Source organism: Ruegeria sp. E5 (assembly GCF_056534105.1).
This window is the reverse complement of record NZ_JBQFPA010000002.1, coordinates 531696-553346: the sequence shown is the minus strand read 5'-3', so window position 1 is coordinate 553346 and position 21651 is coordinate 531696. Positions and strand designations below refer to the sequence as shown.

The following is a 21651-nucleotide window of genomic DNA, read 5'->3' as shown; positions in this document are numbered from 1 at the left end:
AAGCGGAGCAAGGGCGCAGATCCCATCTGATAATCCGCGAGCTTTCGGCCGCCAGCCATGTTCTGTTCGGCAAGTTTGATTCAACCAATCACAACTCATCCAACCTTGTTGCCTTGGCTCCAGACACCGCGCAAAACTGGTGTTTGACCCATGCGACGCACACGCAGAACGTCACCGCGCAGACCTACATTCAGGATGCCACGGTCATCAAGACCGACAGCCATTGCAGGATTACGTGTAACCGTGGCCACAGCACGTGGCAGGTCGTCCCAAACACTGGCAAGATGAAAAGCCGACAGCAGTAGCGCAGAGGGCACGTAGTCGGAAGACACAATTTCCAGAAGATCGGCCTTTGCAAGATCTTCAGCCGCGACATTGCCGGAATGCGAGCCGCCACGGATCAGATTCGGGGCACCCATCATGACGGCGATGTTGCGGGTACGGCAGGCCTCAGCCGCCTCGAACGTGGTTGGGAATTCGGCGAAAGCCACACCATTTTCGGACGATTTTTCGACATGCCGCGCCGTGGTATCGTCATGGCTGGCCAGCGCGGCGCCAAGACGGGCGGCCTCGATCACTGCACCGGCTTCGTGCTTTTCTCCGAAACGCTGCTGTAGACCACGCAGGTTCTCGACATGTGCAACGAAATCGGCGTCGGTCATACCGCGCTTTTTGGCGACATAGGTCTTCAATGCACTCAGATCGCTGAATTGGCGTTGACCCGGCGTGTGGTCCATCAGACTGACAATGCCAACCCTGTCTTCCGGCCCGAAGGTCGCCAATTCCTCAAGCAGTGTCTCCGAGCAGATCTCGGCCCGCAGGTGAAGGAAATGGCTGATCTTGAAATAGCCTGCGGCGCGCGCCGACAACAGTTCGTCCGCCAGTTTGCGGGCATAATCGATGTAACGGCCCTTGCCGCTGTGAATGGAACCTACTCGCATGGCGTCGAACACGGTTGTGATTCCGGTCGAGGCCAGCTCGCTATCATGCGCGATCAGGGCCGGAAGATGAGGCCAGTCCACTTCCGGGCGAGGCTCGATATGACGTTCGATATTGTCGGTGTGCAGCTCGACCAGTCCCGGAAGGATGTAATCACCTGCACAATCGACTGCGCCGGTCGGAACATGATCCCCTTCGGTGATCTCGGAAATGACGCCCTGTTCGATTGTCACCGAACCGGTTACTACCCGATCGGGCATCACAAGCTGGGCATTCGCAAGGCACAGATTATCTGACATATCGCTGTCACAAGCCTTTGCCAAAGAGGGTGCGGGAAAAGGGGAATTCATGTCATACTCTCGATTTGCAATCTACTACGTGCCGCCCGAAGGACCATTGGAACAGTTCGGCGCGCGCTGGCTGGGATGGGATGTCGTGCAGGGCTGCGAGGTGCCTCAGCCCGATCTGCCCGATTTGCATGACGTTACGATGACACCGCGCAAATACGGCTTTCACGGAACGCTGAAACCACCCTTTCAACTTGCCGGAGGTTATTCGCTTGAAGCCCTGAAAGCGGCGGCGTCTGAGATGGCCGCTGGCCTGGCGCCTTCGAGCTGTGAACGGCTGAGTCTGACGAGGCTGGGCCGGTTTCTCGCTTTGACCCCACAGGGCGATGTGAGCGGCTTGCAAAGAATTGCTGCGGCCTGTGTACGTGAGCTTGACCCGTTTCGCGCCCCAACCAATGAGGCTGAACTTGAGCGGCGGCGCGGTGCAAGGTTGAGCCAACGTCAGGACGCACTGTTGATCGAGTGGGGTTATCCCTATGTGATGGACGAGTTTCGGTTTCACATGACGCTGACAGGTCGGCTGCCGAATGGTGATATTCCTGTGTGGACCGAGGCGCTGCACCGCCATTTGCCAGCCTTGCCCGAGCCATTCGTCATCGATCAAATTGCCTTGTGCGGCGAGCGCATTGATGGGCGTTTCGAGCTTATTCATCGGTACGCGCTCGCTGGTTGAAGGACCCCTGCGGCGCGCGCAACCGTCTCGGCCAGCGGGCCATCGTTGGAAATGGTGATAACGTCCAACCCATCGGGCAAGGGTTTTTCTGCCTGAGCAAGCCGATTTGCAATCTCGCTATCGCTTTCTCGGCCGCGAGCCGCCAAACGCCGTGCAAGAGTTTCCGGCTTCGCCGTGATATTCAGGACAATGAAGTGTGGGAAATTTTCTGCGGCCTCGAGCAGAGCTTTGCGCGAGAAATTTGCCAGACAGTCTGCGCCATCACTCAGCCGATCTTTGACGGCAACCGGTATCCCGTAGCAAAGCCCATGAGCAACCCAATGCACCGCAAAGGCACCATTCGCCGCCATTTCTTCAAATTCGGCGAGTTCGACGGCGTCATAGTCTTCCCCGCCCAACTCTGGTGCCCGGGTGATGACGCGGCGCACCAAATGCAAATCGGGCAACAAGTCACAAAGCCCTAGCATCACACTGTCTTTGCCAGCCCCCGACGGGCCAACCACAGCGATGAGGCGACCCCGGGTCATGCCGCGACCTCGGGTGAAAACTGACTGGCGTCGATTTCGCGATCACAAACGCACGCCCTAGCCGCTTCGTCATGGAAAATGCCGATGATTGCAGTACCACGCGCCTTTGCCTTTTCGATGAGCCTTAGAACAACCTCGCGATTGGCCGCATCCAGACTGGCAGTCGGCTCATCCAACAGCATCGCGGGATAAGAATGGGCGAACCCGCGTGCGATGTTGACACGCTGCTGTTCACCACCCGAGAAGGTAGTCGGCGAAAGGGTCCAGAGCCGCTCAGGAATGTTTAGTTGCTGCAACAAGGCTTCGGCGCGCGCCTTCGCGTCAGCAGCGGAAATGCCCACCGCGCGCAGCGGCTCGGCCACCACATCGACGGTGGGCACGCGCGGAACCACGCGAAGAAACTGGCTGACATAACCCAGAACCTCGCGGCGCAGGGCGATAACTGTCCGAGGCTCTGCCTGCACGATATCCACATCACCGATGCGAATTTCTCCGCTTCGGGCCAGATAGTTGCCATAGATCATACGCATGAGGGTGGACTTGCCCGCTCCAGACGCGCCCGTCAGCGCTACGCATTCGCCCGGAGAGACCGAGAAGGATACATCATTCAAAACCTCAATCACGGCCGCGCCTTGATCATGGAGGGTGAAAGTCTTTGAGACGTTATTAAGCTCAATCATTGCTCACACCTGCAAAACGGAACTGACAAGAAGTTGGCTATAGGCGTGTTGCGGGTCATCCAGCACTTGATCGGTCAGGCCTGCCTCGACCACGCGGCCCGATTTCATCACCATCAACCGATCTGCCAGCAGGCGCACCACGGCCAGATCATGCGTGACGATGATCGCCGATAAGCCCATGTCGCGAACTAACCCGCGCAACAAGTCGAGCAACCGCGCCTGAACGGACACGTCCAAACCGCCCGTTGGCTCATCCATAAACACCAGCCGAGGACCGGTCACGAGGTTTCGTGCAATCTGCAGGCGCTGCTGCATCCCGCCCGAAAAGGTCGTCGGGCGATCATCTACACGGGAGGCATCGATCTCCACTCGTTGCAGCCAATCCGTGGCCTTGTCACGTATGTCGCCATAGTGACGCTCTCCAACGGCCATCAGCCGTTCACCTACATTCCCACCGGCACTGACGCCCATGCGCAACCCGTCGCGTGCATGTTGGTGGACAAAGGCCCAATCGGTACGGCTCAGCATCCGGCGCTCGGGCTCGGACATCGTTACCGTGTCCTGCGGACCTTTTGCGCGGGTGTCGAACACAACCTCTCCGGCATCCGGGGTCAGATGCCCGGCCATGCAATTCAGCAGTGTCGACTTACCTGACCCGCTTTCGCCAACGATCCCCATGACCTCGCCAGGATAGAGGTCGAATGACACATCAGCACAGCCAATGTTTGGGCCATAGCGCTTTGTGATGTCCCGAACAGACAGCAAAGGTGTCATGCGGCGTCCTTTCCTTTATGACCCGCCGCCTGGCGCGCCTCGCAATAGTCGGTATCCGAGCAGACGAACATCCGCCCACCCGCGTCATCGATGATTACCTCGTCCAGATAGCTGTCTTCGGCACCGCACAAGCCGCAGGCTTGGTCGGCCTTGGACGCCTCAAACGGATGATCCTCAAAATCCAGTGAGACAACCTGCGTGTAGGGTGGCAGCGCGTAGATCCGTTGTTCACGCCCAGCTCCGAACAGCTGGATCGCAGCCATATCACCAAGCTTTGGGTTATCGAATTTCGGGATTGGCGACGGGTCCATTACATAGCGGCCTTCGACCTTCACCGGGTAAGCATACGACGTCGCGATATGCCCGTGACGACTGATATCTTCGTACAGCTTCACATGCATCAGCCCGTATTCCTCAAGGCTGTGCATCTTGCGGGTTTCGCTCTCTCGCGGTTCCAGAAAGCGCAACGGCTCAGGGATAGGCACCTGATAGACAAGGATCTGACCTTCTTGCAGCGGCTCCTCGGGAATCCGGTGGCGAGTCTGAATCACGGAGGCGTCGCTTGTCGTTGTGGTTGTTTCAACCCCCGCAGTGCGTTCAAAGAAGGTGCGGATCGAGACCGCGTTTGTGGTATCGTCCGAGCCCTGATCGATCACCTTAAACGTGTCATCCGGGGTCAACACAGCGGCCGAGACCTGCACACCGCCCGTACCCCAGCCATACGGCATGGGCATTTCGCGCGAGGCAAACGGCACCTGATAACCCGGGATCGCCAGACCTTTCAGGATTGCACGGCGGATCATACGCTTGGTCTGCTCGTCCAGATAAGCAAAGTTATAGGCGTTCATTCCGCAGCCTCCTGCGCTTTATCAGCACTTGCTTCGCGGCGTAGTTTGCGCACCAGTTCCAGTTCAGACTGGAAATCGACGTAGTGCGGAAGCTTGATATGCTCTAGAAACCCCGTCGCTTGAATGTTGTCCGCGTGATAAAGGACAAACTCGGCATCCTGAGCAGGTGCGCCAACATTATCCTCACCCAGTTCTTCCCACCGCAGCGCGCGGTCGACCAAAGCCATCGAGATCGCCTTGCGTTCCGTCTGACCAAACACAAGCCCATAACCTCGGGTGAATTGCGGCGGCTCGGTTTTGGAGCCCTTGAACTGGTTAACTGTTTCACATTCGGTCAGAACAACTTCACCGATTTCGATGGCAAAGCCGAGTTCAGGGATCTCCATTTCAACCGGCACGGACCCGATCCGAAGCTCTCCAACAAAGGCGTGATTGCGCGCGTATCCGCGCTGTGTGGAATACGCCAGACCGAGGGTGAAACCTTCATCCGCGCGGGTCAGCGCCTGAAGGCGCAGGGCGCGATCGGCGGGCATTTCAAGCGGCTCGCGGGTCAGATCAGGTGGCGGCGTATCGTCATGCGGCGCTTCCTCGATCAGGCCTTCGCGATTGAGGAAATCCGTGACATGCGGCACATCACCCAGTTCAGCTTCGCGCGCTGGGGCTTTGGGCACCTCACCATCAGCAGCCAGTTTGAAATCCAGTAAGCGATGAGTATAGTCGAAGGTCGGCCCAAGCACCTGCCCGCCCGGCAAGTCCTTGAAGGTTGCCGAAATGCGCCGGTCACAAGCCATTGCCCCGGTATCAACAGGCTCGGATGCGCCAAAGCGTGGCAACGTGGTTCGATAGGCGCGGATTAAGAAGATGGCCTCAATCAGATCGCCGCGCGACTGCTTGATCGCAAGCGCGGCCAGATCAGGATCGAACAACGAGCCTTCGGCCATAACCCGATTGACCGCCAGGCTAAGCTGTTCGCGGATTTGCGCGATGCTCAGTTCCGCCACATCGGTATCACCGCGGCGTTCTTCGGCAAGCCAAGCGTGGGCGTTCTCAATCGCGCGCTCACCGCCTTTTACTGCGACATACATCAGGACACCTCGGTCGTTCTTGGCAAAGCCGCTAGGCGGCTGCTATTCGTGAAGATGAAGTCGAGCCCCAGTGGATATAGCGTCTGATTATGCTGAAACGCCTCAAGCTCGGGCAATGAAAGCGCGGCTTTATCCTTGATTCCCGGACCTGTCAGTGTCGCCCCTGAAGCGATGAGTTCGGGGCATTCCACGATCAACGTGGCAGAACGATCCGGATATTCAGACGTCCCGATCGGGTATGCGTTCAATGGTTCCAGATCCAACCACGCACCAATGGCAAACATACAATGCGACGGGCCGGTCAGCGGTGCGCCGGTGTGGAATGCAAGCCAGCTGCGTACGGCGTCGCAATCTAGCGCACCTGCCAGATAAACGGGCGTCTCAGTGTCGCAAAGCGTCAACAACACCGCACCTGCTGCTGGTGACATTGGGGCCGGAGGAACTGCGCCAGAAATCTCTTGCACGGTACCGGGACGCGCCATTGCTTCCATCACGCTGCGAAAGGCGTGGGCAGATTTGATCGCGGGATCCTTGAAACCGCCGATCAGGGCTTCTGACTGCATCAATCCTCTCCTCGTACCATGGTGAAGAAATCAACCTTAGTGGCTGCGGCTTTGGCGGCACGCGCGGCCTTTGCATTGGTCAGCTCATCTCGCAAAGGGGTCAGCACTTTTATGCGCAACAGATCAGACACATCTGTCTGCATCAGTGCATCAACCAGCGCGGCGACTTCGGCATCTTCTTTCCGACGGCCTTGTATATAGGCATGCCCGACTTCGCCCGTTCCCAGCGTCAGCGCACAGCGTGTTACCGTCATTTCGCCCAGATTGAACGGCGCACCAGTCCCGCCAGCGCGAGCCCGAACCATGGTGCTGCCAATCTCAGGAGCACGCAGCCATGTGAAGCCGGGGCGAGGCATCGCTGCATCCAACAGGGCGGCCACGCGTCCCTCCGGCGCTTTGGCCAGCAGGCTCATCCAAGCCTTCCGGTCCGCGTTTTCATTAAAAGTGTCTTTCATCTCGACAACTTTTCCATATACTATACAACTATACACATCTTATCATATTTGCCGCCGTCAGACAGAGGAATTTTGTGAAACTTGCGTGACACTCCCACCAAAACCCCGATCTGGAAGGCCATCGCCGACGCACTTCGCAGCGATATGGCCGAAGGGCGCTATGGCCCGGGTGATAAGCTGCCAACCGAAGCGGCACTGGCAGAGCGGTTCGGTGTGAACCGCCATACGGTGCGTCACGGCATCTCGGCCCTTGTGGATGAGGGCCTAATCCGAACGCGCCGGGGCGCGGGCGCTTTTGTGGCAGCCACGCCCACCGATTACCCCATCGGCTCGCGGGTGCGATTCCATGAAAACCTCATCGCTGCTGGTCGCAGACCAGAAAAGAGGGTGCTTCATGTTGAAGAACGGGCAGCGACCGAGGGCGAGGCCACCGCACTGACCGTTTCACCCGGTGATCAGATCTGTGCGTATCACGGCCTCTCATTGGCGGACGGGCACCCGATTGCAGTGTTTGAAAGCATGTTTCCCCTTGAGCGCCTGCCTGGCATCACTGCTGCGCTGCAAGAGACCAGCAGCGTTACCGAGGCATTAAACAGGTCGGGCGTCACTGACTATACTCGGGCCTCAACCCGTCTGACGGCCACGCGCGCAACGGCCACCCAAGCGCTACATCTGCAGGTTTCAGAAGGTGATCCGCTGCTTAGATCATCCGGGGTGAATGTGGACGAAAAGGGACAACCGGTTGAATTTGGCCGAACCTGGTTTGTTGGAGATCGGGTGACACTGACCCTTGAGAGTTAAGGCTCGTATTTCTCCAGAAACGCATCAGCCGTCAGAGCACGGAAATCGTCGAGCGCCAACCGCAACTTGTCATGAGACCAATTCCACCAGGCCAATGCGATCAACCGATCGGCGATGTGTCGTGGCTGACGCAGTCGCAAGGGTCTTGCAGGTTTACCGGCAACAATTGTGTAGGGGTCTACATCCTTCGTCACCAAGGCACCCGCAGCCACAACAGCCCCGTCACCCAGTGTGACCTCGGGCTTTATCATCGCGCCTGCGCCAATCCATGTATCGTTCCCGATATGGACAATTCGGGATTTGCGGTGACTGAAAAACACCTCGTCCCGATCCGCATCGTCCCAATAATCGTTCGAGCGATACAGGAAATGGTGACAGGACGCCGTGTGCAGCGGGTGATCAGTCGCGCCGATCCGCGAAAACGCGGCGATGTTGGCGAACTTACCGACCTTCGCGTTGGCGATGTCGGCATAACGATCGCAATAGCTGTAGTCGCCCATTTTTGTATGTACGACGCGACTGCCCTTGCCGATTTCAACATAGGCCCCGAACGTGCTTTCGGTAATCTCACATTCGGGGTGAATGCAGGGCTGTTCCGCTGAAAGCCGCGCCATCAGTCTTTCCGCCCGATCAGCTTACCGCGCAACCAGCCCGAGGCCCAATCCATGAACATCACCATGATGATGATCAGGACAATGTAATAGGCGACCTCTTCCCAATCTTTCTGCGTCTGGATGGCTTGCGTCAGCATCAGTCCGATGCCGCCACCGGTGATCGCACCGATGATCGTCGCAGAACGTGTATTGGATTCGAGGAAATATAGAATCTGGGCCAGCAGCACGGGAACAACCTGCGGGATCACCCCGAACCGGTATCGCTGTAGCGGTTTAGCCCCGGTCGAGGACACCCCCTCGATCTGTTTCTGATCAACGTTTTCCAACGCCTCCGAGAAGATTTTGCCAAACGTGCCTGTGTCGGTAATCAGAATCGCCAACGCGCCGGTCAATGGTCCGGGGCCAAAAGCCCGAGCCAGAACCACAGTCCAGATCAATGCGTCCACACCGCGCACAAAGTCGAAAAGACGGCGCGTTGCGGCGCGAAGCAACATGATCGGCGAAAACCGTTTGGCGGCGAGAAAGGCCAATGGCAGCGCGATCATCGCGGCACCCATCGTACCCAGAAATGCCATCAGGATCGTTTCTCCGATGGCCCAGGCCACATCCTTATGCCGCCACATCGCGTTGTTCCACCAGTCAGAGATTGCGCCTGCGATATTCGAACGGCTTGGATCGATCTGCGCGCCAAACAGGATCTCTCCAATCCCATGGCCGTGGTAGGGACTGTCAAGCGTGAACCAGAACAGCTCCCAACCCGGGAAATAGTTGAACACTTCAGTCCGAGCGCCCGTCATGGTGATCCGGCCCTCAGGCGTTGTGACGCCAACACGCCGTTCAGATGCGGAAATCCAGTCGGGCAGTTCAGAGGGCAGATTTGTCGTCAGGCGGCGTCCCTTGGCCTGCACTTCGATCAGCTGGAAATCGGGTATTTCAATCTCGGTCCGGTTGTCAGGCAGGAACCGCACGATATGATTGCGGCCCAGATCGATCGTCGTCACCTCTTCACCCGATACCCAGTCGGGACGTTTACCCTCGGGATAAGTGCCCTTACGCTCGCCCTCAACCGCATAGGTCACCTCACCGCTCCGATTATTGCGTGTGACATGCACTTTGTGTGACCAGCTATCAGAAGCCAGTGTAACGGCGTTGTCCAGATTGGCACGTTGCGCAAGGCCCGGCAGGTCGAAGGCGAAGAAGATGTAGGTGAGATAAACGAGGATCACGACGGGGATGCTAAAGCCGATCAATCGTTTACGCTGAAATAGCTTTTCGGCGTCAAGCTTGGCCTCGTCCAGCCCGAAGTTCCAATCAATTGTGGTCATTGGCCCTGCCCTTCGGTCAGACGGTTGCGGTAGCGGCTGGACACCTGATCGAAGAATACGATGGTGCTGAATAGCAGGATGAAAATCGCGCCGGCCTCGTCAAAACGACCCGGACCCCAAGCCATGGCATTGCGCAGTTCGTAACCCAACCCTCCCGCGCCGACGAAGCCCAGGATGGCAGAAGCGCGAATATTGATCTCAAATCGCAGCAACGTGTAGCTGATATAGTTTGGCGCGACCTGTGGCAGGATACCCAGCATCATCTGTTTCGACCAAGTCGCCCCGGTCGAAGCCAACCCCTCAACCGGTTTCAGGTCAGCGTTTTCGGATACTTCCGAGAACATTTTACCAAGCGCCCCTGCGGTGTGGATTGAGATAGCGATCATCGCCGGCACCGGACCGCCCCCAAGGACGAAGATCAGCACAAGCGCGATAACGATTTCCGGCACTGCGCGCATAACATCCGAGATACGCCGGAAGACCGGGATTAAACCCGGCCATTTCGCCAGCCCGCGTGTGCCAAGAAGCGACAGGATCAGACCACCGATGGCCCCGATCAACGTGGAAACTGCTGCAATGTTCACCGTCTCAACCAGTGCAGGGAAGTACTTCACGATCAGGCCAGGCAGATCGGCCCGCTTTTCCCAAGCTTCAGACAGCACATCCGCCGGGTAATCACCGATCTGATGCAATCCGTCCCAGAACCCACCCGCGTTTCGGGAATCCGCAATGTTGAAACCTGATACCATCAGGACCACAAAGATCAGCAGCGTCAGCCCGCCATAAAGCCTGCGCTTGTGAACTTGTGCCATATAGCTGGATTGAATGGTCTCAACGCCGCCTGGCGCCGCACCGATTGATAAGTCTGCCATCCCGAGCCCCGAATGAATAAAGACCGGCAACCCCAATGGGTTGCCGGAAACGTCATGCGCGCGCGTTAGCCACCGATTTTGGCTTTGCGGGCCTCAACAATCGAGATGTAGGTGTCATGCGATACCGGCTGGAAACCCAGCGTCTCGCCTGCCGCCACACCATAAGCGCAATCGGGGTCACGCTCGTGCAGGCCATCGACAAGATCTGTCATGGTCGCACGGACATCGGCAGGCAACGCCTTGCGCAGAACCACAGGGCCTTCGGGGATAACGTTCGATTTCCAGATCTGGACCATGTCGTTCATGTCGACAAGACCTGCGTCAACCGCTTTGCGCAGGGCACCAGAATTGTATCCGTCTTCCCAGTTGCCCTGACCATCGGCCCAGGTCACACCACCATCAATGTCGCCATTATTCACAGCGACGATCGTCTGCTCGTGGCCACCAGTGAATTTGACCTCACCGAAATACTCACCCGACTCCATGGTGACACCTTCTTTGTATTGGGGGATTTCGATCGATGGGATCAGATAACCTGAGGTCGAGTTCGGATCACCAAACCCAAACACTTTGCCTTTCATGTCGTCCAGTGAGGTGACGCCACTATCCTTGCGGGCGAACCCAATCGAGTGATACCCGATTGAACCATCCACATTGACCTTGATCAGAACGGGCTCAACTGCTTCGGGGTCTTGCAGATAGGTGGCTGCGTAAGAAGAGGCACCCAGCCAAGCCATGTCGAGTGTCCCGCCCAACAGGCCCTGTATCACACCGTTGTAGTCCGCCGGGGCGAATAGCTTGGTCTCAACGCCTAACGCCTCAGAGGTATAGTCTGCGAGACACTGGTACGAGTTCATGCGGTCCTGGGCATTTTCACCACCAAGGATGCCAATGCGAAACTCGGTGATTTCTTCGGCAAGAGCAGCAGTGCTCAAAACGGTCATGGCGGCAAACGCCAGTGCGAGGGTCTTTTTCATCGTTTTCTCCGTTCGGTTAGATGAAGGTGGCCCGCGACGGACGCGGGGGGAAACTGGCTCAGACGTAGGCTTCCGCTTCGCGGACCTCGGGCCTGTCCAGTGTTTCGATCTCGGTCGAGGTTGCGGCCTCGGAAAAGTCTGCGCCTGCACCGTAGATGTCGCGCGCTACGCCCGTGGTCAGCTGCGCAGGGGTGCCGTCGAACACAATCCGACCATCACGCATTCCGATGACCCGGTCGCAGTAGCGACGCGCGGTATCCAATGTGTGCAGATTCGCAATGACCATACGGCCGTCTTCTTCGTGAATGGCCCGCAGCGACTGCATCACAACCTGTGCATTCATTGGGTCCAGCGAGGCGATCGGCTCATCCGCCAGAATGATCTTCGGGTCCTGCATCAGCGCGCGGGCGATGGCGACGCGTTGCTGCTGGCCGCCTGATAAGGCTTCGGCTCGCTTGGGTGCTTGCTCGGCAATGCCTAGCCGATCCAGAATTTCAATCGCCTTATGAATATCCGACCGCGGGTACAGGTTGAACATCGTCGAAAAGGTCGATTGCCTGTTCAGCGTGCCATGCAAAACGTTCGAGACGACATCCATGCGCGGTACAAGATTGAACTGCTGAAAGATCATCGCACAGCGCGATTGCCATTCGCGTTTGGCAGCACCGCGAAGCGCAGAGATCTCTTCGCCTTCAAAAGTAATTGTGCCGGTCGTTGCATCGCTCAGACGGTTGACCATGCGCAAAAGCGTGGATTTTCCAGCCCCGGAGCTGCCTATAATCCCGATCATGGTTGGCTTGTCGACAACGATATTCGCCGAATCCACGGCCCGTTTGTCACCAAACTTTTTGGTCAGCTTTTCAATTCTCAGCATATCGCCCCCATCGTTGCGAGGCGGATAGAACGTCAAAACAAAAGCTTCGTGACGCTTTTGAATCGTTTCGTTTACATCTACGCGAAAGATTTGTGACAGGCGCGATGATTGCCTGGTTCAGCAGTGTGTGGCGTTTCTCGCAGGACTCTGCGCGAGTTTTATCTACAGGGCGTCATAAAACTGTTACGCTTGAGCGCAGAAAGAACTAACCTTCACCTATGACCCGTCTTCATGCCAGCCTTCTTCTTCTATGCCTTGCGGTGCCTTCTACTGCGCAGTCTAAAATGGCGGATGTCAGCTGTGATGACAGCGCGCGGATGGCACAGACACTGAAACAGGTTCTGGGAGCCGAACGTCAGGGCATGGGTTTGCGCGATCCCGAAACAATGCTGGAGGTTTGGGTCAAACGCACAAGCGGAGACTGGATGATCGTTCAGAACTACGCCAACGGTACTTCATGCATCGTCGCGATGGGGGACCATTGGCAAGGTGAGGTGCCAGACCCGGCTTAGGCAGGTGTCAGCAGACCGCGCGAACTGCAGACGCGCAATCTCGCTGATTGTGTCGTTCCTTCTGAAGATCTCGCGAAGGGATCAGGTCAGTCCAGCAGCCCACGTTCGGTCAGGACTTTGCGAGCGACACGGAAGCATTCAAGAGACTGCGGGACGCCACAATAAATGCCGATCACATGAATGATTGATCGGATTTCCTCTTTGGTGACGCCATTGTTCAACGCGCCGTTACAGTGGATTTCCCATTCATGCATCTTGCCGAGTGCCCCAATCATAGCGAGGTTCATCATCGAACGGGTCTTGTGATCGATCGTGTCATCCCCCCAGCCGAAGCCCCAGCACCAAGCAGTCATGTTCTCTTGGAATGAGCGGGTAAAATCATCCGCCGCTGCCAGGTTCTTCTCAACATACTCGGCGCCCAGCGTCGACTTGCGCTGCTTCAGGCCATGTTCAAACAGGTTGTCGTCCATCATTCTCTCCTCAGGTGAAACGACCGATCTGCAACTTAGTCGGTCCTGGCTCGATATTCCGCTAAAGCCGCCGCCCCTGTCTTACAACCAACCCCACCACCGAAGGCAAGGGGCTCGATCGCGTCGTTCTGGTCGGGTGTGCCCTTTGGCACAGCGTTGGCTTCGGTGATGTCTTATCTGGCCCATCCACAGCACGTAACGTTATTCAATCGCCTCGCGCATCCATTGTTGAAGCTTCGCAACGGAATGCTCGCTCATGACGCCACAGGCCGGATCAAGCACCAGCGGTCCCGGTTTGTACCCTTTGGATTTCAGGCCGCGGTGAACGGATTCCACTAACCGAATATCTTCGGCCACAGTCGTTTCGCGATCCTGAGTGGCAAGGCCACGGATCACGTCGCTTTCATGACCGCCTTCTGTGTACCACCCGCGCCAGACGGTACAGCTGTCCACTGTATTTGCCCGCCAATGATAGGTGTTCAGAACATTTCCCGGATAGCATTGGAACGAGAACATCGGCCACAAGAACCAGCTTTGATAGTCGCCCGCGTGCTTGTTGCTTTCCAGATCAATCGGATAGGTCATCTTTTCGAGGCTTTGGCACTCGGTCGTGTGACGCAGCACGTAACCTCCCGACACATCGGGTTGAATGTCATAGGTTTCCGGTTTGATCACGCCTTCGGCAAAGGTCGGGTGATTAGTTGGGCAGTGATAGCATTCCGAGTAATTCTCGATCGAAACCTTCCAATTGCAGTTCTCAGGAATTTCGACCCACTCTAAGGGGGCCAGAGCGTTAGTGTTCGGCACGAACTCAGACAACTCGTCCCGGACACCGGGATACCATTCGTCCATCGTTGCCGCGTTATCGTCCAAATTGACAAAGATGAACCCGAGGAAGTCTTCGGTCCGTACTTCGGTCAGACAGATTTTCGCGCGATCAAAACCGGGAACTTTCTTGATGTTCGGCCCAGACCGCAGGCCGCCGGTAAGCTCATAGGTCCACTGATGATAGGGACAGACCACTACACGGGTATTTCCGGTTCCGGTCACCATTTCATGCGCACGATGCTGGCACACGTTGTAGAAAGTCCTGACAAGATTGTCGCGTCCGCGAATGGCAAAAAGGTTCTGACCAGCGATTTCGAACGCAAAGTAATCGCCTACATTTGGGATATCTGCCGCATGACCTGCGTATTGCCAAGTTCTGCACAACAGGCCGTTCATCTCTTTGTCGAATATGTCAGGATCCGTATAGTACCGGGCCTCGAGCGAGTGGGTTGGCAGGACAGTCATATTTTTTCTCCTGATACAAGCCGAGCTGGTGTTTCAGTCAAAAAGATCGCGTAAGGATTCGTAACATCCGTACGCGTCAGAATACCACTTGAAACATCTGTACCGCACATTGCTTACCTCGGTATGTACATTTGTGCCATTTTTAATTGACAGTGGTACATATGTAGCAATAGGAAGTCCACAGAATTCCATGTCTCGGAAACAGGAAGTTGCGATGTCTAAAAAGGAACTGCCTGCACGCGCAAAGGTCGTCATTGTCGGCGGTGGCGTCATGGGTTGCGGACTGGCCTATCACCTGGGCCATGAAGGTTGGGGCGAAGACACGGTGCTGTTGGAAAAGGCCGAGTTAACTTCGGGCTCCACCTGGCATGCCGCTGGTCAGATTACTCACTCCACCAGTTCCTACGGGCTGGGCAAAATGGTCGACTATAACATTGGCCTTTATTCCAAGACACTTGAGGAAGAAACCGGTCAGGCGGTTACATGGCATGGCTGCGGTTCATTCCGTCTGGCCTATACCGAGGATGAGATGGACTGGCTGCGCCACACATTATCAGTTGGCCGAGCGCTGGGGTTCAACATCGAGTTGGTAGGGCCTGACTTCATAGCTGAAATGCACCCCTACTATAACCTCGACGGTGTCATTGGCGCGCTTTACACGCCAGATGACGGTCACGTTGATCCTTCGAACGTGACTATGGCCATGGCCGCTGGGGCCCGTCAGAAAGGTGTGAAGATTTTCCGCCACTGTCGCGCGACCAACATCACCCAGAACGATGCAGGTGAATGGGTGGTGAAAACCGAACAAGGCACCATCACCTGCGAACACGTGGTCAACGCCGGTGGCACATATGCCCGTCAAATGGGCGAATGGTCGAACCTGCAGTTGCCTATGACCTCGATGACCCATCATTATTTTGTCACTGAAGATGTGCCGGAATTCAAAGACCTGACAACTGAGCTGCCGGTGATCCGCGATGACAAGATGGTTTCGGGCTATATCCGCATGGAACAGAAAAAGGGCCTGATCGGGATCTATGAAAAGGAGAACTCGAACTCTGTCTGGCATGATGAATGCCCATGGGAGTACGAAAACTGGCTGTTCGAGGCGGATTATGACCGTGTCATGCCTTGGCTGGAAAACTCATTGGAACGGATGCCGATCTTTTCTGAACTGGGCATCACCCGCGAAGTCCATGGTGCAATCAGCCACCCGCCAGATGGCAACCCGATGGTCGGCCCCGCGCCGGGCGTCAAGAATTACTGGTGTTGCTGTGGCACGCAGATCGGCATCGGTTGGGGGCCTGGTCTGACCCGTGAACTGGCCAAATGGATGGTACACGGTGCTGCTGATATCAACATGCGCGACTATGATCCGCGCCGCTTTGGCAGCTATGCCAAGAAAGACTGGCAGGTCATCAAGGCGCACGAGGATTACAAGCTGCGGCACGAGATCCCCTTTCCGCATTTCAATCGCCTTGCAGGGCGTCCGATCAAACCCTCGCCGCTTTATGAGATCCTCAAACAAAAGGGCGCGGTCTATGAAGAGGTTTTCGGCCACGAACGCCCCCGCTGGTTCGCGCGCAATGGTGTTGAACAGCGTGACCACTATTCGTTCCGCCGTAACGAGGTTTTCGACATGGTGGCGCTGGAATGCCAGGCCGTGCGTGAGCGGGTCGGCATCATGGACGTGACCGCGTTCACCAAGGTCGAAGTTTCAGGCCCAGATGCCTATGCCTATCTTGACAGGCTGACGGCCAACAAGATGCCACAGAAAGATGGCTCGATCACCTTGACCCACTTTCTGAACCGCCGTGGCCGTATCGAGCTTGAGACGACCATCGTTCGCATGGCGGAAGACCGCTATTATCTGGTCTGCGCGGCGTTCTTTGAACAGCGCCTTGTCGATCACTTGAACCAGAACCTCGCGGGAGAGACCGTCTTTGTCAAAACGCTCTCTGAAGATTGGTCGGCTTTGTCCCTGAACGGGCCAAAATCCCGCGAGGTACTGGCCAGATGCACCGACGCAGACCTGTCCAACGCCGGGTTCCGCTGGCTGTCGGCTCAGGAAATCACCATTGCGGGGCACAAGGTCTGGGCCTTTCGCATGTCCTATGCGGGCGAGTTGGGTTGGGAATTCCACATGCCGGATGAAGCCTGCGTTGACGTCTACAACGCACTGTGGGCTGCCGGCGAGGAATTTGGCATCGAAAACTACGGCTCGTTTGCGATGAACAGCCTGCGCATGGAAAAAGCATTCCCCGGTGCTGGAGAACTGACCAACGAGGTCACGCTGCCAGAGGCCAATGTCAGCCGGTTCTTCAAGCTGGACAAAGAGTATCTAGGTGTCGAAGCAACGCGCGCCAGTGCCGCTCAGTCTGAGGCGGGCGAGATGCCTTGGATTTGCGCCTATTTGGAGATCGAACCGGATGGGGTCGAAGATGGTCATGGGGGCGAGGCTATTCGGATCAAAGGCGAGGTTGTCGGTGCAACAGCCTCGGTCGCCTATGGCCACAGCGTCGGCAAAATCCTCGCCTTTGCTTACGTCAAGCCACACGTGAATGTTCCGGGCACAAAGATCGAAGTAGTTATCGCTGGTGTACCCCGCAAAGGGCGTGTCCTCGGCGAAGCAGCCTATGATCCGAAATCCGAACGCCCACGCACGGACGCAGTTCGTGAACTGGCGTGATCTGAAAACCAGAGCATCGGCCATCGCGGAAGCCCTATGGTGACGCCATGAAGATAACCCGTATCCGTGTGTTCAAAACCCCCCTGCCCTATGTCGGCGGATCATACGGCTGGGGCGCGGGCAACGCGATCACAACGTCGATGTCTTCGGTAGTGGTGATCGACACGGATGCGGGTCTACAGGGCTGCGGCGAGTTTGCCCCATGCGGCGAGAACTACATGATCGCCCATTCCGAAGGCGTCGAGGCCTTTGCCCGCCTCGTCGCCCCGCGCTTGCTGGGGGAAGATCCCCGCCAGCTGTCCAAGATCGAACGGTTGATGGATGGCACGGTCCAAGGTCACGGCTACGCCAAAGCGCCCTTTGATGCAGCGTGTTGGGATATTCTGGGACGGTCCACCGGACAACCTGTTTGGATGCTGATGGGCGGCAAACTCACCGATGGTGCGCCGATGTACCGGGTTGTGCCGCAAAAGCCTGTCTTGGAAGAAACCATCGCCGAGATGGAGCAGCACCGCGCAGCGGGATACCGGCAGTTCCAGATCAAGGTAGGTGGCGACTGGGTGACCGATATCGACCGTATCCGCGAAGGCGTGCCCCTGCTGAAACCCGGTGAAAAGGCTATGGCAGATGCCAATCAGGGTTGGCGCGTTGACAACGCCATCCGTGTGGCCCGCGCAACCCGCGATCTGGATTTTATCCTCGAACAACCCTGCCACAGTTACCACGAGTGCCAGCAGGTGCGCCGCGTAGCCGAGCAACCAATGAAACTGGATGAATGCGTCACCGGGATTGAAATGGCCCGACGCATCGTGAACGATCGGGGTGCCGAAATTTGTTGCTTGAAGATTTCTAACCTGGGCGGCCTGTCCAAAGCCCGCCGGGTGCGCGATTTCCTGATTGATCACGGTATTCCGGTTGTCTCCGAGGACACATGGGGCGGTCAGATCACCACCGCCGTAGTTGCCCATTTTGCGGCCTCAACACCCCAAGAGATGCTGATCAATTCAACCGATCTGATGAACTACAACACCCGTAACACCGGGATTGGCGGCCCCACAGTAAGGGACGGTAAACTCTATGCCACAGATACTCCGGGGCTTGGGGTGACGCCGGACTTTGACAGCCTTGGCCCACCTGTCGCAACCTACGAATCCTGCGCCTGATGGAAACCGCCTGATGAAGATTACTCGCATCACCGCCTGGGAAGTCCCGCTGACCTCGCATGACACCTATTACATGGCCGAGGGCAAGACCTGCGATACGACGGTTTCAGTGGTCGTCCGCCTGGATACCGACACCGGCGCATCGGGCTGGGGAGAGGTTTGTCCGATCCCGCATTATTTACCCGCCTATGCCAAGGGCGTGGTTCCAGCGCTTGAAGAGATGGCACCCGTTCTCATCGGCGCTAACCCGGTTGGTCCCGAAGCGCTGATGGAGCGCCTTAATAAGCATCTGATCGGGCATGGCTACGCCAAGTCAGCCATTGATACAGCGCTTTGGGATCTGACCGCACAGGCAGCCGACCTACCGCTTTACGCTTTGCTCGGTGGGCGGGCGGTCGCGGATTTGCCGCTGTATCACTCGATCACCTGTATCGCGCCGGATGAAATGGCGCGCATGGCGCGCGATGCCTTTGATCAGGGCATGCGACAGTTTCAGGTGAAGCTGGGTGCAGATAACAACTGGGAAGCCGACGTTGCTCGTTTGATTCAAGTGCGCGAGGCTGTTGGTGATGGCCCGTTGGTTTATGGAGACTGGAATTGCGGGTCAGATACGCTGACCGCCACACGAGTTGGCCGCGCTGTCTCGCATCTGGACATAATGCTGGAACAACCTTGCGCCACGATCGAGGAATGCGCCCATGTCCGCGCCGCGACTGGTCTGCCGATGAAGCTGGACGAAAGCGCCTGTGACATTCATTCGGTTCTGGCAGGACACCGCGCTGGCTGCATGGATGCCGCCGCACTGAAACTGTCGAAGATGGGCGGCTTTTCGACGATGCGTCAAATCCGCGATCTCTGCCTGTCGCTTGGCACGCAGATGTGCATCGAGGACACCTGGGGCAGCGATGTTACGACGGCCGCCTCGCTGCATCTTGCAGCCTCAACCCCAGCGCACGGCATCATGAATACCTGTGATCTGTCCCACTATGTCAAACCGCGTCTCGATCCGAATGCACCTAGCCGCCGGAACGGTCGCATCGCCCCACCCGAAGGCCCCGGCCTTGGCGTCACGCCTGATGCAGACGCTTTGGGCCAGCCAGTAACCATCATCGATTGATCCCAACCCCGCACGCCAAGAGGCCTGTTATGGAAGACTTCAGCAACGCCTACCCCTCCCATGATCCCGAATGGGTCAAAGACATGCATGCGGATCATTATCTGCAAAGCTGGTCGAAACAGGGCAGCCGCCCGCGCGTCATAACAGGTGCTCAGGGCAGTTGGTTCTGGGACAGCGACGGCAAACGCTACCTTGATTTTCAAAGCCAACTGGTAAACGCCAATATGGGTCATCAGCACCCCAAGATCGTACAAGCGATTAAGGATCAGGCGGACAAGCTTTGTTATATCGGCCCGGCCATGGGCTCGGATGTTCGATCAGAACTCGCGGCAATCATGACCGAGATCACGCCTGCCAACATCTCATCAACCTTTTTTACAACCGGAGGGTCCGCCGCCAATGAAACCGCGATCCGTTTGGCGCGGCATTACACCGGTCGGACAAAGATCATTGCCCGCTACCGTTCCTATCACGGAGCAACCGGAGGCACGCTGTCGCTGACGGGCGATCCACGTCACCATCTGACCCGCGCCGATATGCCGGGCGTCGTGCGGATGCTTGATCCTTACGTCTATCGGTTACCAACAGGCCACAAAGACCCGGCCCAGTGCCCGGTCGCCCAAGGCGGGCCGCATCTGGAAGAAATCCTGATGTATGAAAACCCCAACACCGTGGCCGCTGTCATTCTGGAACCTATTGTCGGCACAAACGGGATCATCGTGCCACCCGACGGATATCTGCAATCTATTAAGGCAACCTGCGAAAAATACGGCATCCTACTGATCGCGGATGAGGTCATGGCCGGGTTTGGCCGGACCGGGAAATGGTTCGCCGTCGATCACTGGGGTGTTCAGCCGGACATCATTTGTTCGGCCAAGGGCATCAACTCGGGTTACGTGCCGCTTGGCACCATGTCCGTCAGTACCGAGCTGCATGACTGGCTGCGCGATTACCCATTGCCCGGAGGCCTGACTTATGCCGGCCATCCGCTGGCCTGCGCATCTGGCATTGCCGCGATCCGCGCCATGCAGGAAGAAGGCACGCTGGCCCACGCCACCGCGATGGGTGAGAAGATGCGCGCCGAACTGCACAAGCTGGCAAAGAAACACCCCTCGATCGGGGATATTCGCGGCAAGGGCATGTTCAACGGGATCGAACTGGTCAAGAATCGCGACACCCGCGAACCGCTGGTGCCGTTTGCCGCCAAAGGTGCGGACGCCAAACCCATGAGCGAGATGATGAGCTTTGCGATGAACGAAGGCCTCTACCTGTCATTCTTCTCGAACGTGATCCGCCTGACCCCACCGCTCAACATCAGTGAAGACGACCTGATGACAGGGCTGGCGATTCTGGACCGCACCCTCGACATCGCCGACCGGGAGTGTCTCTGAGAACTAGTCGGCGCGAACGCTCGCATCTCGGAAATCTAAGGCCATCACATAGCCCTACGCCGCAGCCTCCGCTCGTTGCGAGCGCAATCACAAAATGAACGCTCTGGTCAGACCCTTCTACGCGTTGCTAACCAAGAAGGCCTGTGCGGCCTTCTGGAAGGAAGGCCAGGCAATCACGGCAGCATATCGGATATTCTGCTAAATCCCGCCAGATCGAAACCAAAGGAAATTGGATCGCCGACCCGGTTTACGCTTTCAATACTCAACAGATTGCCAGCGCGCATCTTTGACATCCAGTCCTGAGAAACAGGAGAACGGGCAAAACAACCCTGTGCTTCGCAGGTTAGAAAATCCAGCCGCGCGATCTCGGCATCATCCACTTTAGCAATCAGCCCTTCAGAGAACAGCAGGCCAAATGGCAGTGTCAGCACCGCTTCGATCTCGTCTCTGCCGGCAGGTTTGACGAACGCAATCGAGGCAAGCCTTTGATTGTTCTCGGTTAAGATAATGGTCTGGGTCATTTCACAAATCAATTCAGTTCCGTTGACCTGATTGCTGCAGTTGACCGACCACAATGGCGCTTCGTTTTCCTGTGCGCCAAGTTGAGTTGTCAAACCGAACGACGCCACCAAAGCGTAGATCCAAGTTTTCATACTGCTGTT

23 protein-coding genes are annotated in these 21651 nt (G+C 57.0%); 7 read left to right on the top strand and 16 right to left on the bottom strand.

Annotation, left to right across the window (positions count from 1 at the left end):
* Positions 1-95: 95 nt before the first annotated feature.
* Positions 96-1289, bottom strand: a complete 1194-nt coding sequence (locus tag ACR0BI_RS10645) for an alpha-D-ribose 1-methylphosphonate 5-triphosphate diphosphatase (protein ID WP_480878657.1) — start codon at positions 1287-1289, stop codon at positions 96-98.
* Here ACR0BI_RS10645 and ACR0BI_RS10640 point away from each other — a divergent pair.
* Positions 1288-1959 (top strand): DUF1045 domain-containing protein, encoded by a 672-nt coding sequence (locus ACR0BI_RS10640; protein WP_480562068.1) that lies wholly within the window; start codon positions 1288-1290, stop codon positions 1957-1959. The two genes, ACR0BI_RS10645 and ACR0BI_RS10640, sit on opposite strands and share 2 nt — an antisense overlap.
* On the opposite strand, the gene phnN is transcribed toward ACR0BI_RS10640, so the two are convergent.
* The 7 genes from phnN to phnG are packed head-to-tail and all read right to left on the bottom strand — an operon-like array spanning position 1935 to position 6891.
* Positions 1935-2486 carry a phosphonate metabolism protein/1,5-bisphosphokinase (PRPP-forming) PhnN gene (gene phnN, locus ACR0BI_RS10635; RefSeq protein WP_480562070.1) on the bottom strand — a complete coding sequence of 184 codons (552 nt, stop codon included), beginning with the start codon at positions 2484-2486 and terminating at the stop codon, positions 1935-1937. The genes ACR0BI_RS10640 and phnN overlap by 25 nt on opposite strands.
* On the bottom strand, positions 2483-3166 hold the full coding sequence (gene phnL / locus ACR0BI_RS10630) for a phosphonate C-P lyase system protein PhnL (RefSeq protein ID WP_480562072.1): 684 nt from the start codon (positions 3164-3166) through the stop codon (positions 2483-2485). The genes phnN and phnL overlap by 4 nt, the downstream gene beginning before the upstream one ends.
* A 3-nt stretch (positions 3167-3169) precedes the next feature.
* Entirely contained in the window at positions 3170-3940 is a 771-nt protein-coding gene (phnK, locus tag ACR0BI_RS10625) for a phosphonate C-P lyase system protein PhnK (protein WP_170394315.1), read from the bottom strand.
* Entirely contained in the window at positions 3937-4788 is an 852-nt protein-coding gene (locus tag ACR0BI_RS10620; RefSeq protein ID WP_170394314.1) for an alpha-D-ribose 1-methylphosphonate 5-phosphate C-P-lyase PhnJ, read from the bottom strand. Before ACR0BI_RS10620 ends, phnK begins: the two co-directional genes overlap by 4 nt.
* Positions 4785-5873 (bottom strand): carbon-phosphorus lyase complex subunit, encoded by a 1089-nt coding sequence (locus ACR0BI_RS10615; protein WP_480562074.1) that lies wholly within the window; start codon positions 5871-5873, stop codon positions 4785-4787. Before ACR0BI_RS10615 ends, ACR0BI_RS10620 begins: the two co-directional genes overlap by 4 nt.
* The gene (gene phnH, locus ACR0BI_RS10610; protein ID WP_170663536.1) at positions 5873-6436 is read right to left on the bottom strand and encodes a phosphonate C-P lyase system protein PhnH; all 564 of its coding nucleotides are present in this window, start codon (positions 6434-6436) and stop codon (positions 5873-5875) included. The genes ACR0BI_RS10615 and phnH overlap by 1 nt, the downstream gene beginning before the upstream one ends.
* Entirely contained in the window at positions 6436-6891 is a 456-nt protein-coding gene (gene phnG / locus ACR0BI_RS10605) for a phosphonate C-P lyase system protein PhnG (protein ID WP_170663537.1), read from the bottom strand. Before phnG ends, phnH begins: the two co-directional genes overlap by 1 nt.
* Positions 6892-6972: 81 nt before the next feature.
* On the opposite strand from phnG, the gene phnF reads away from it, so the two are divergent.
* Positions 6973-7692, top strand: coding sequence for a phosphonate metabolism transcriptional regulator PhnF (gene phnF, locus ACR0BI_RS10600; RefSeq protein WP_170509522.1), 720 nt, complete (start codon positions 6973-6975; stop codon positions 7690-7692).
* Here phnF and ACR0BI_RS10595 read toward each other — a convergent pair.
* The 5 genes from ACR0BI_RS10595 to phnC all read right to left on the bottom strand — a co-directional run bounded on the left by ACR0BI_RS10595 (position 7689) and on the right by phnC (position 12354).
* On the bottom strand, positions 7689-8306 hold the full coding sequence (locus ACR0BI_RS10595; RefSeq protein WP_170663538.1) for a DapH/DapD/GlmU-related protein: 618 nt from the start codon (positions 8304-8306) through the stop codon (positions 7689-7691). The genes phnF and ACR0BI_RS10595 overlap by 4 nt on opposite strands.
* On the bottom strand, positions 8306-9631 hold the full coding sequence (phnE, locus tag ACR0BI_RS10590) for a phosphonate ABC transporter, permease protein PhnE (protein ID WP_170512037.1): 1326 nt from the start codon (positions 9629-9631) through the stop codon (positions 8306-8308). Before phnE (ACR0BI_RS10590) ends, ACR0BI_RS10595 begins: the two co-directional genes overlap by 1 nt.
* The gene (gene phnE, locus ACR0BI_RS10585; RefSeq protein ID WP_170509514.1) at positions 9628-10503 is read right to left on the bottom strand and encodes a phosphonate ABC transporter, permease protein PhnE; all 876 of its coding nucleotides are present in this window, start codon (positions 10501-10503) and stop codon (positions 9628-9630) included. The genes phnE (ACR0BI_RS10590) and phnE (ACR0BI_RS10585) overlap by 4 nt, the downstream gene beginning before the upstream one ends.
* A 65-nt stretch (positions 10504-10568) precedes the next feature.
* Positions 10569-11480: a phosphonate ABC transporter substrate-binding protein gene (gene phnD / locus ACR0BI_RS10580; protein WP_480562077.1), complete on the bottom strand. Its 912-nt coding sequence runs from the start codon at positions 11478-11480 to the stop codon at positions 10569-10571.
* A gap of 58 nt (positions 11481-11538) precedes the next feature.
* Complete coding sequence (phnC, locus tag ACR0BI_RS10575; RefSeq protein ID WP_170394291.1) at positions 11539-12354, bottom strand: phosphonate ABC transporter ATP-binding protein; 816 nt, start codon at positions 12352-12354, stop codon at positions 11539-11541.
* Positions 12355-12572: 218 nt separating this feature from the next.
* On the opposite strand from phnC, the gene ACR0BI_RS10570 reads away from it, so the two are divergent.
* Positions 12573-12866: a hypothetical protein gene (locus ACR0BI_RS10570; protein ID WP_170407642.1), complete on the top strand. Its 294-nt coding sequence runs from the start codon at positions 12573-12575 to the stop codon at positions 12864-12866.
* 86 nt (positions 12867-12952) lie between these two features.
* Here the strand turns inward: ACR0BI_RS10570 and ACR0BI_RS10565 are convergent, their stop codons facing one another.
* The gene (locus ACR0BI_RS10565) at positions 12953-13339 is read right to left on the bottom strand and encodes a carboxymuconolactone decarboxylase family protein (RefSeq protein ID WP_480436495.1); all 387 of its coding nucleotides are present in this window, start codon (positions 13337-13339) and stop codon (positions 12953-12955) included.
* A gap of 198 nt (positions 13340-13537) precedes the next feature.
* Positions 13538-14629 (bottom strand): aromatic ring-hydroxylating oxygenase subunit alpha, encoded by a 1092-nt coding sequence (locus tag ACR0BI_RS10560; protein ID WP_170394282.1) that lies wholly within the window; start codon positions 14627-14629, stop codon positions 13538-13540.
* 214 nt (positions 14630-14843) lie between these two features.
* Here ACR0BI_RS10560 and ACR0BI_RS10555 point away from each other — a divergent pair, with 214 nt between their 5' ends.
* Genes ACR0BI_RS10555 through ACR0BI_RS10540 form a run of 4 tightly spaced genes read left to right on the top strand, consistent with a single transcriptional unit; the run spans position 14844 to position 20989 of the window.
* Positions 14844-17318 (top strand): FAD-dependent oxidoreductase, encoded by a 2475-nt coding sequence (locus tag ACR0BI_RS10555; protein ID WP_170512046.1) that lies wholly within the window; start codon positions 14844-14846, stop codon positions 17316-17318.
* A 47-nt stretch (positions 17319-17365) separates the two neighbouring features.
* Complete coding sequence (locus tag ACR0BI_RS10550; protein WP_170646979.1) at positions 17366-18481, top strand: mandelate racemase/muconate lactonizing enzyme family protein; 1116 nt, start codon at positions 17366-17368, stop codon at positions 18479-18481.
* Between the two features lie 13 nt (positions 18482-18494).
* Positions 18495-19598 carry a mandelate racemase/muconate lactonizing enzyme family protein gene (locus ACR0BI_RS10545; RefSeq protein WP_480562080.1) on the top strand — a complete coding sequence of 368 codons (1104 nt, stop codon included), beginning with the start codon at positions 18495-18497 and terminating at the stop codon, positions 19596-19598.
* Positions 19599-19627: 29 nt separating this feature from the next.
* Entirely contained in the window at positions 19628-20989 is a 1362-nt protein-coding gene (locus tag ACR0BI_RS10540) for an aminotransferase class III-fold pyridoxal phosphate-dependent enzyme (protein WP_480562081.1), read from the top strand.
* A 173-nt stretch (positions 20990-21162) separates the two neighbouring features.
* On the opposite strand, the gene ACR0BI_RS10535 is transcribed toward ACR0BI_RS10540, so the two are convergent.
* Positions 21163-21642, bottom strand: a complete 480-nt coding sequence (locus tag ACR0BI_RS10535; protein WP_170407630.1) for an invasion associated locus B family protein — start codon at positions 21640-21642, stop codon at positions 21163-21165.
* Positions 21643-21651: the final 9 nt, after the last annotated feature.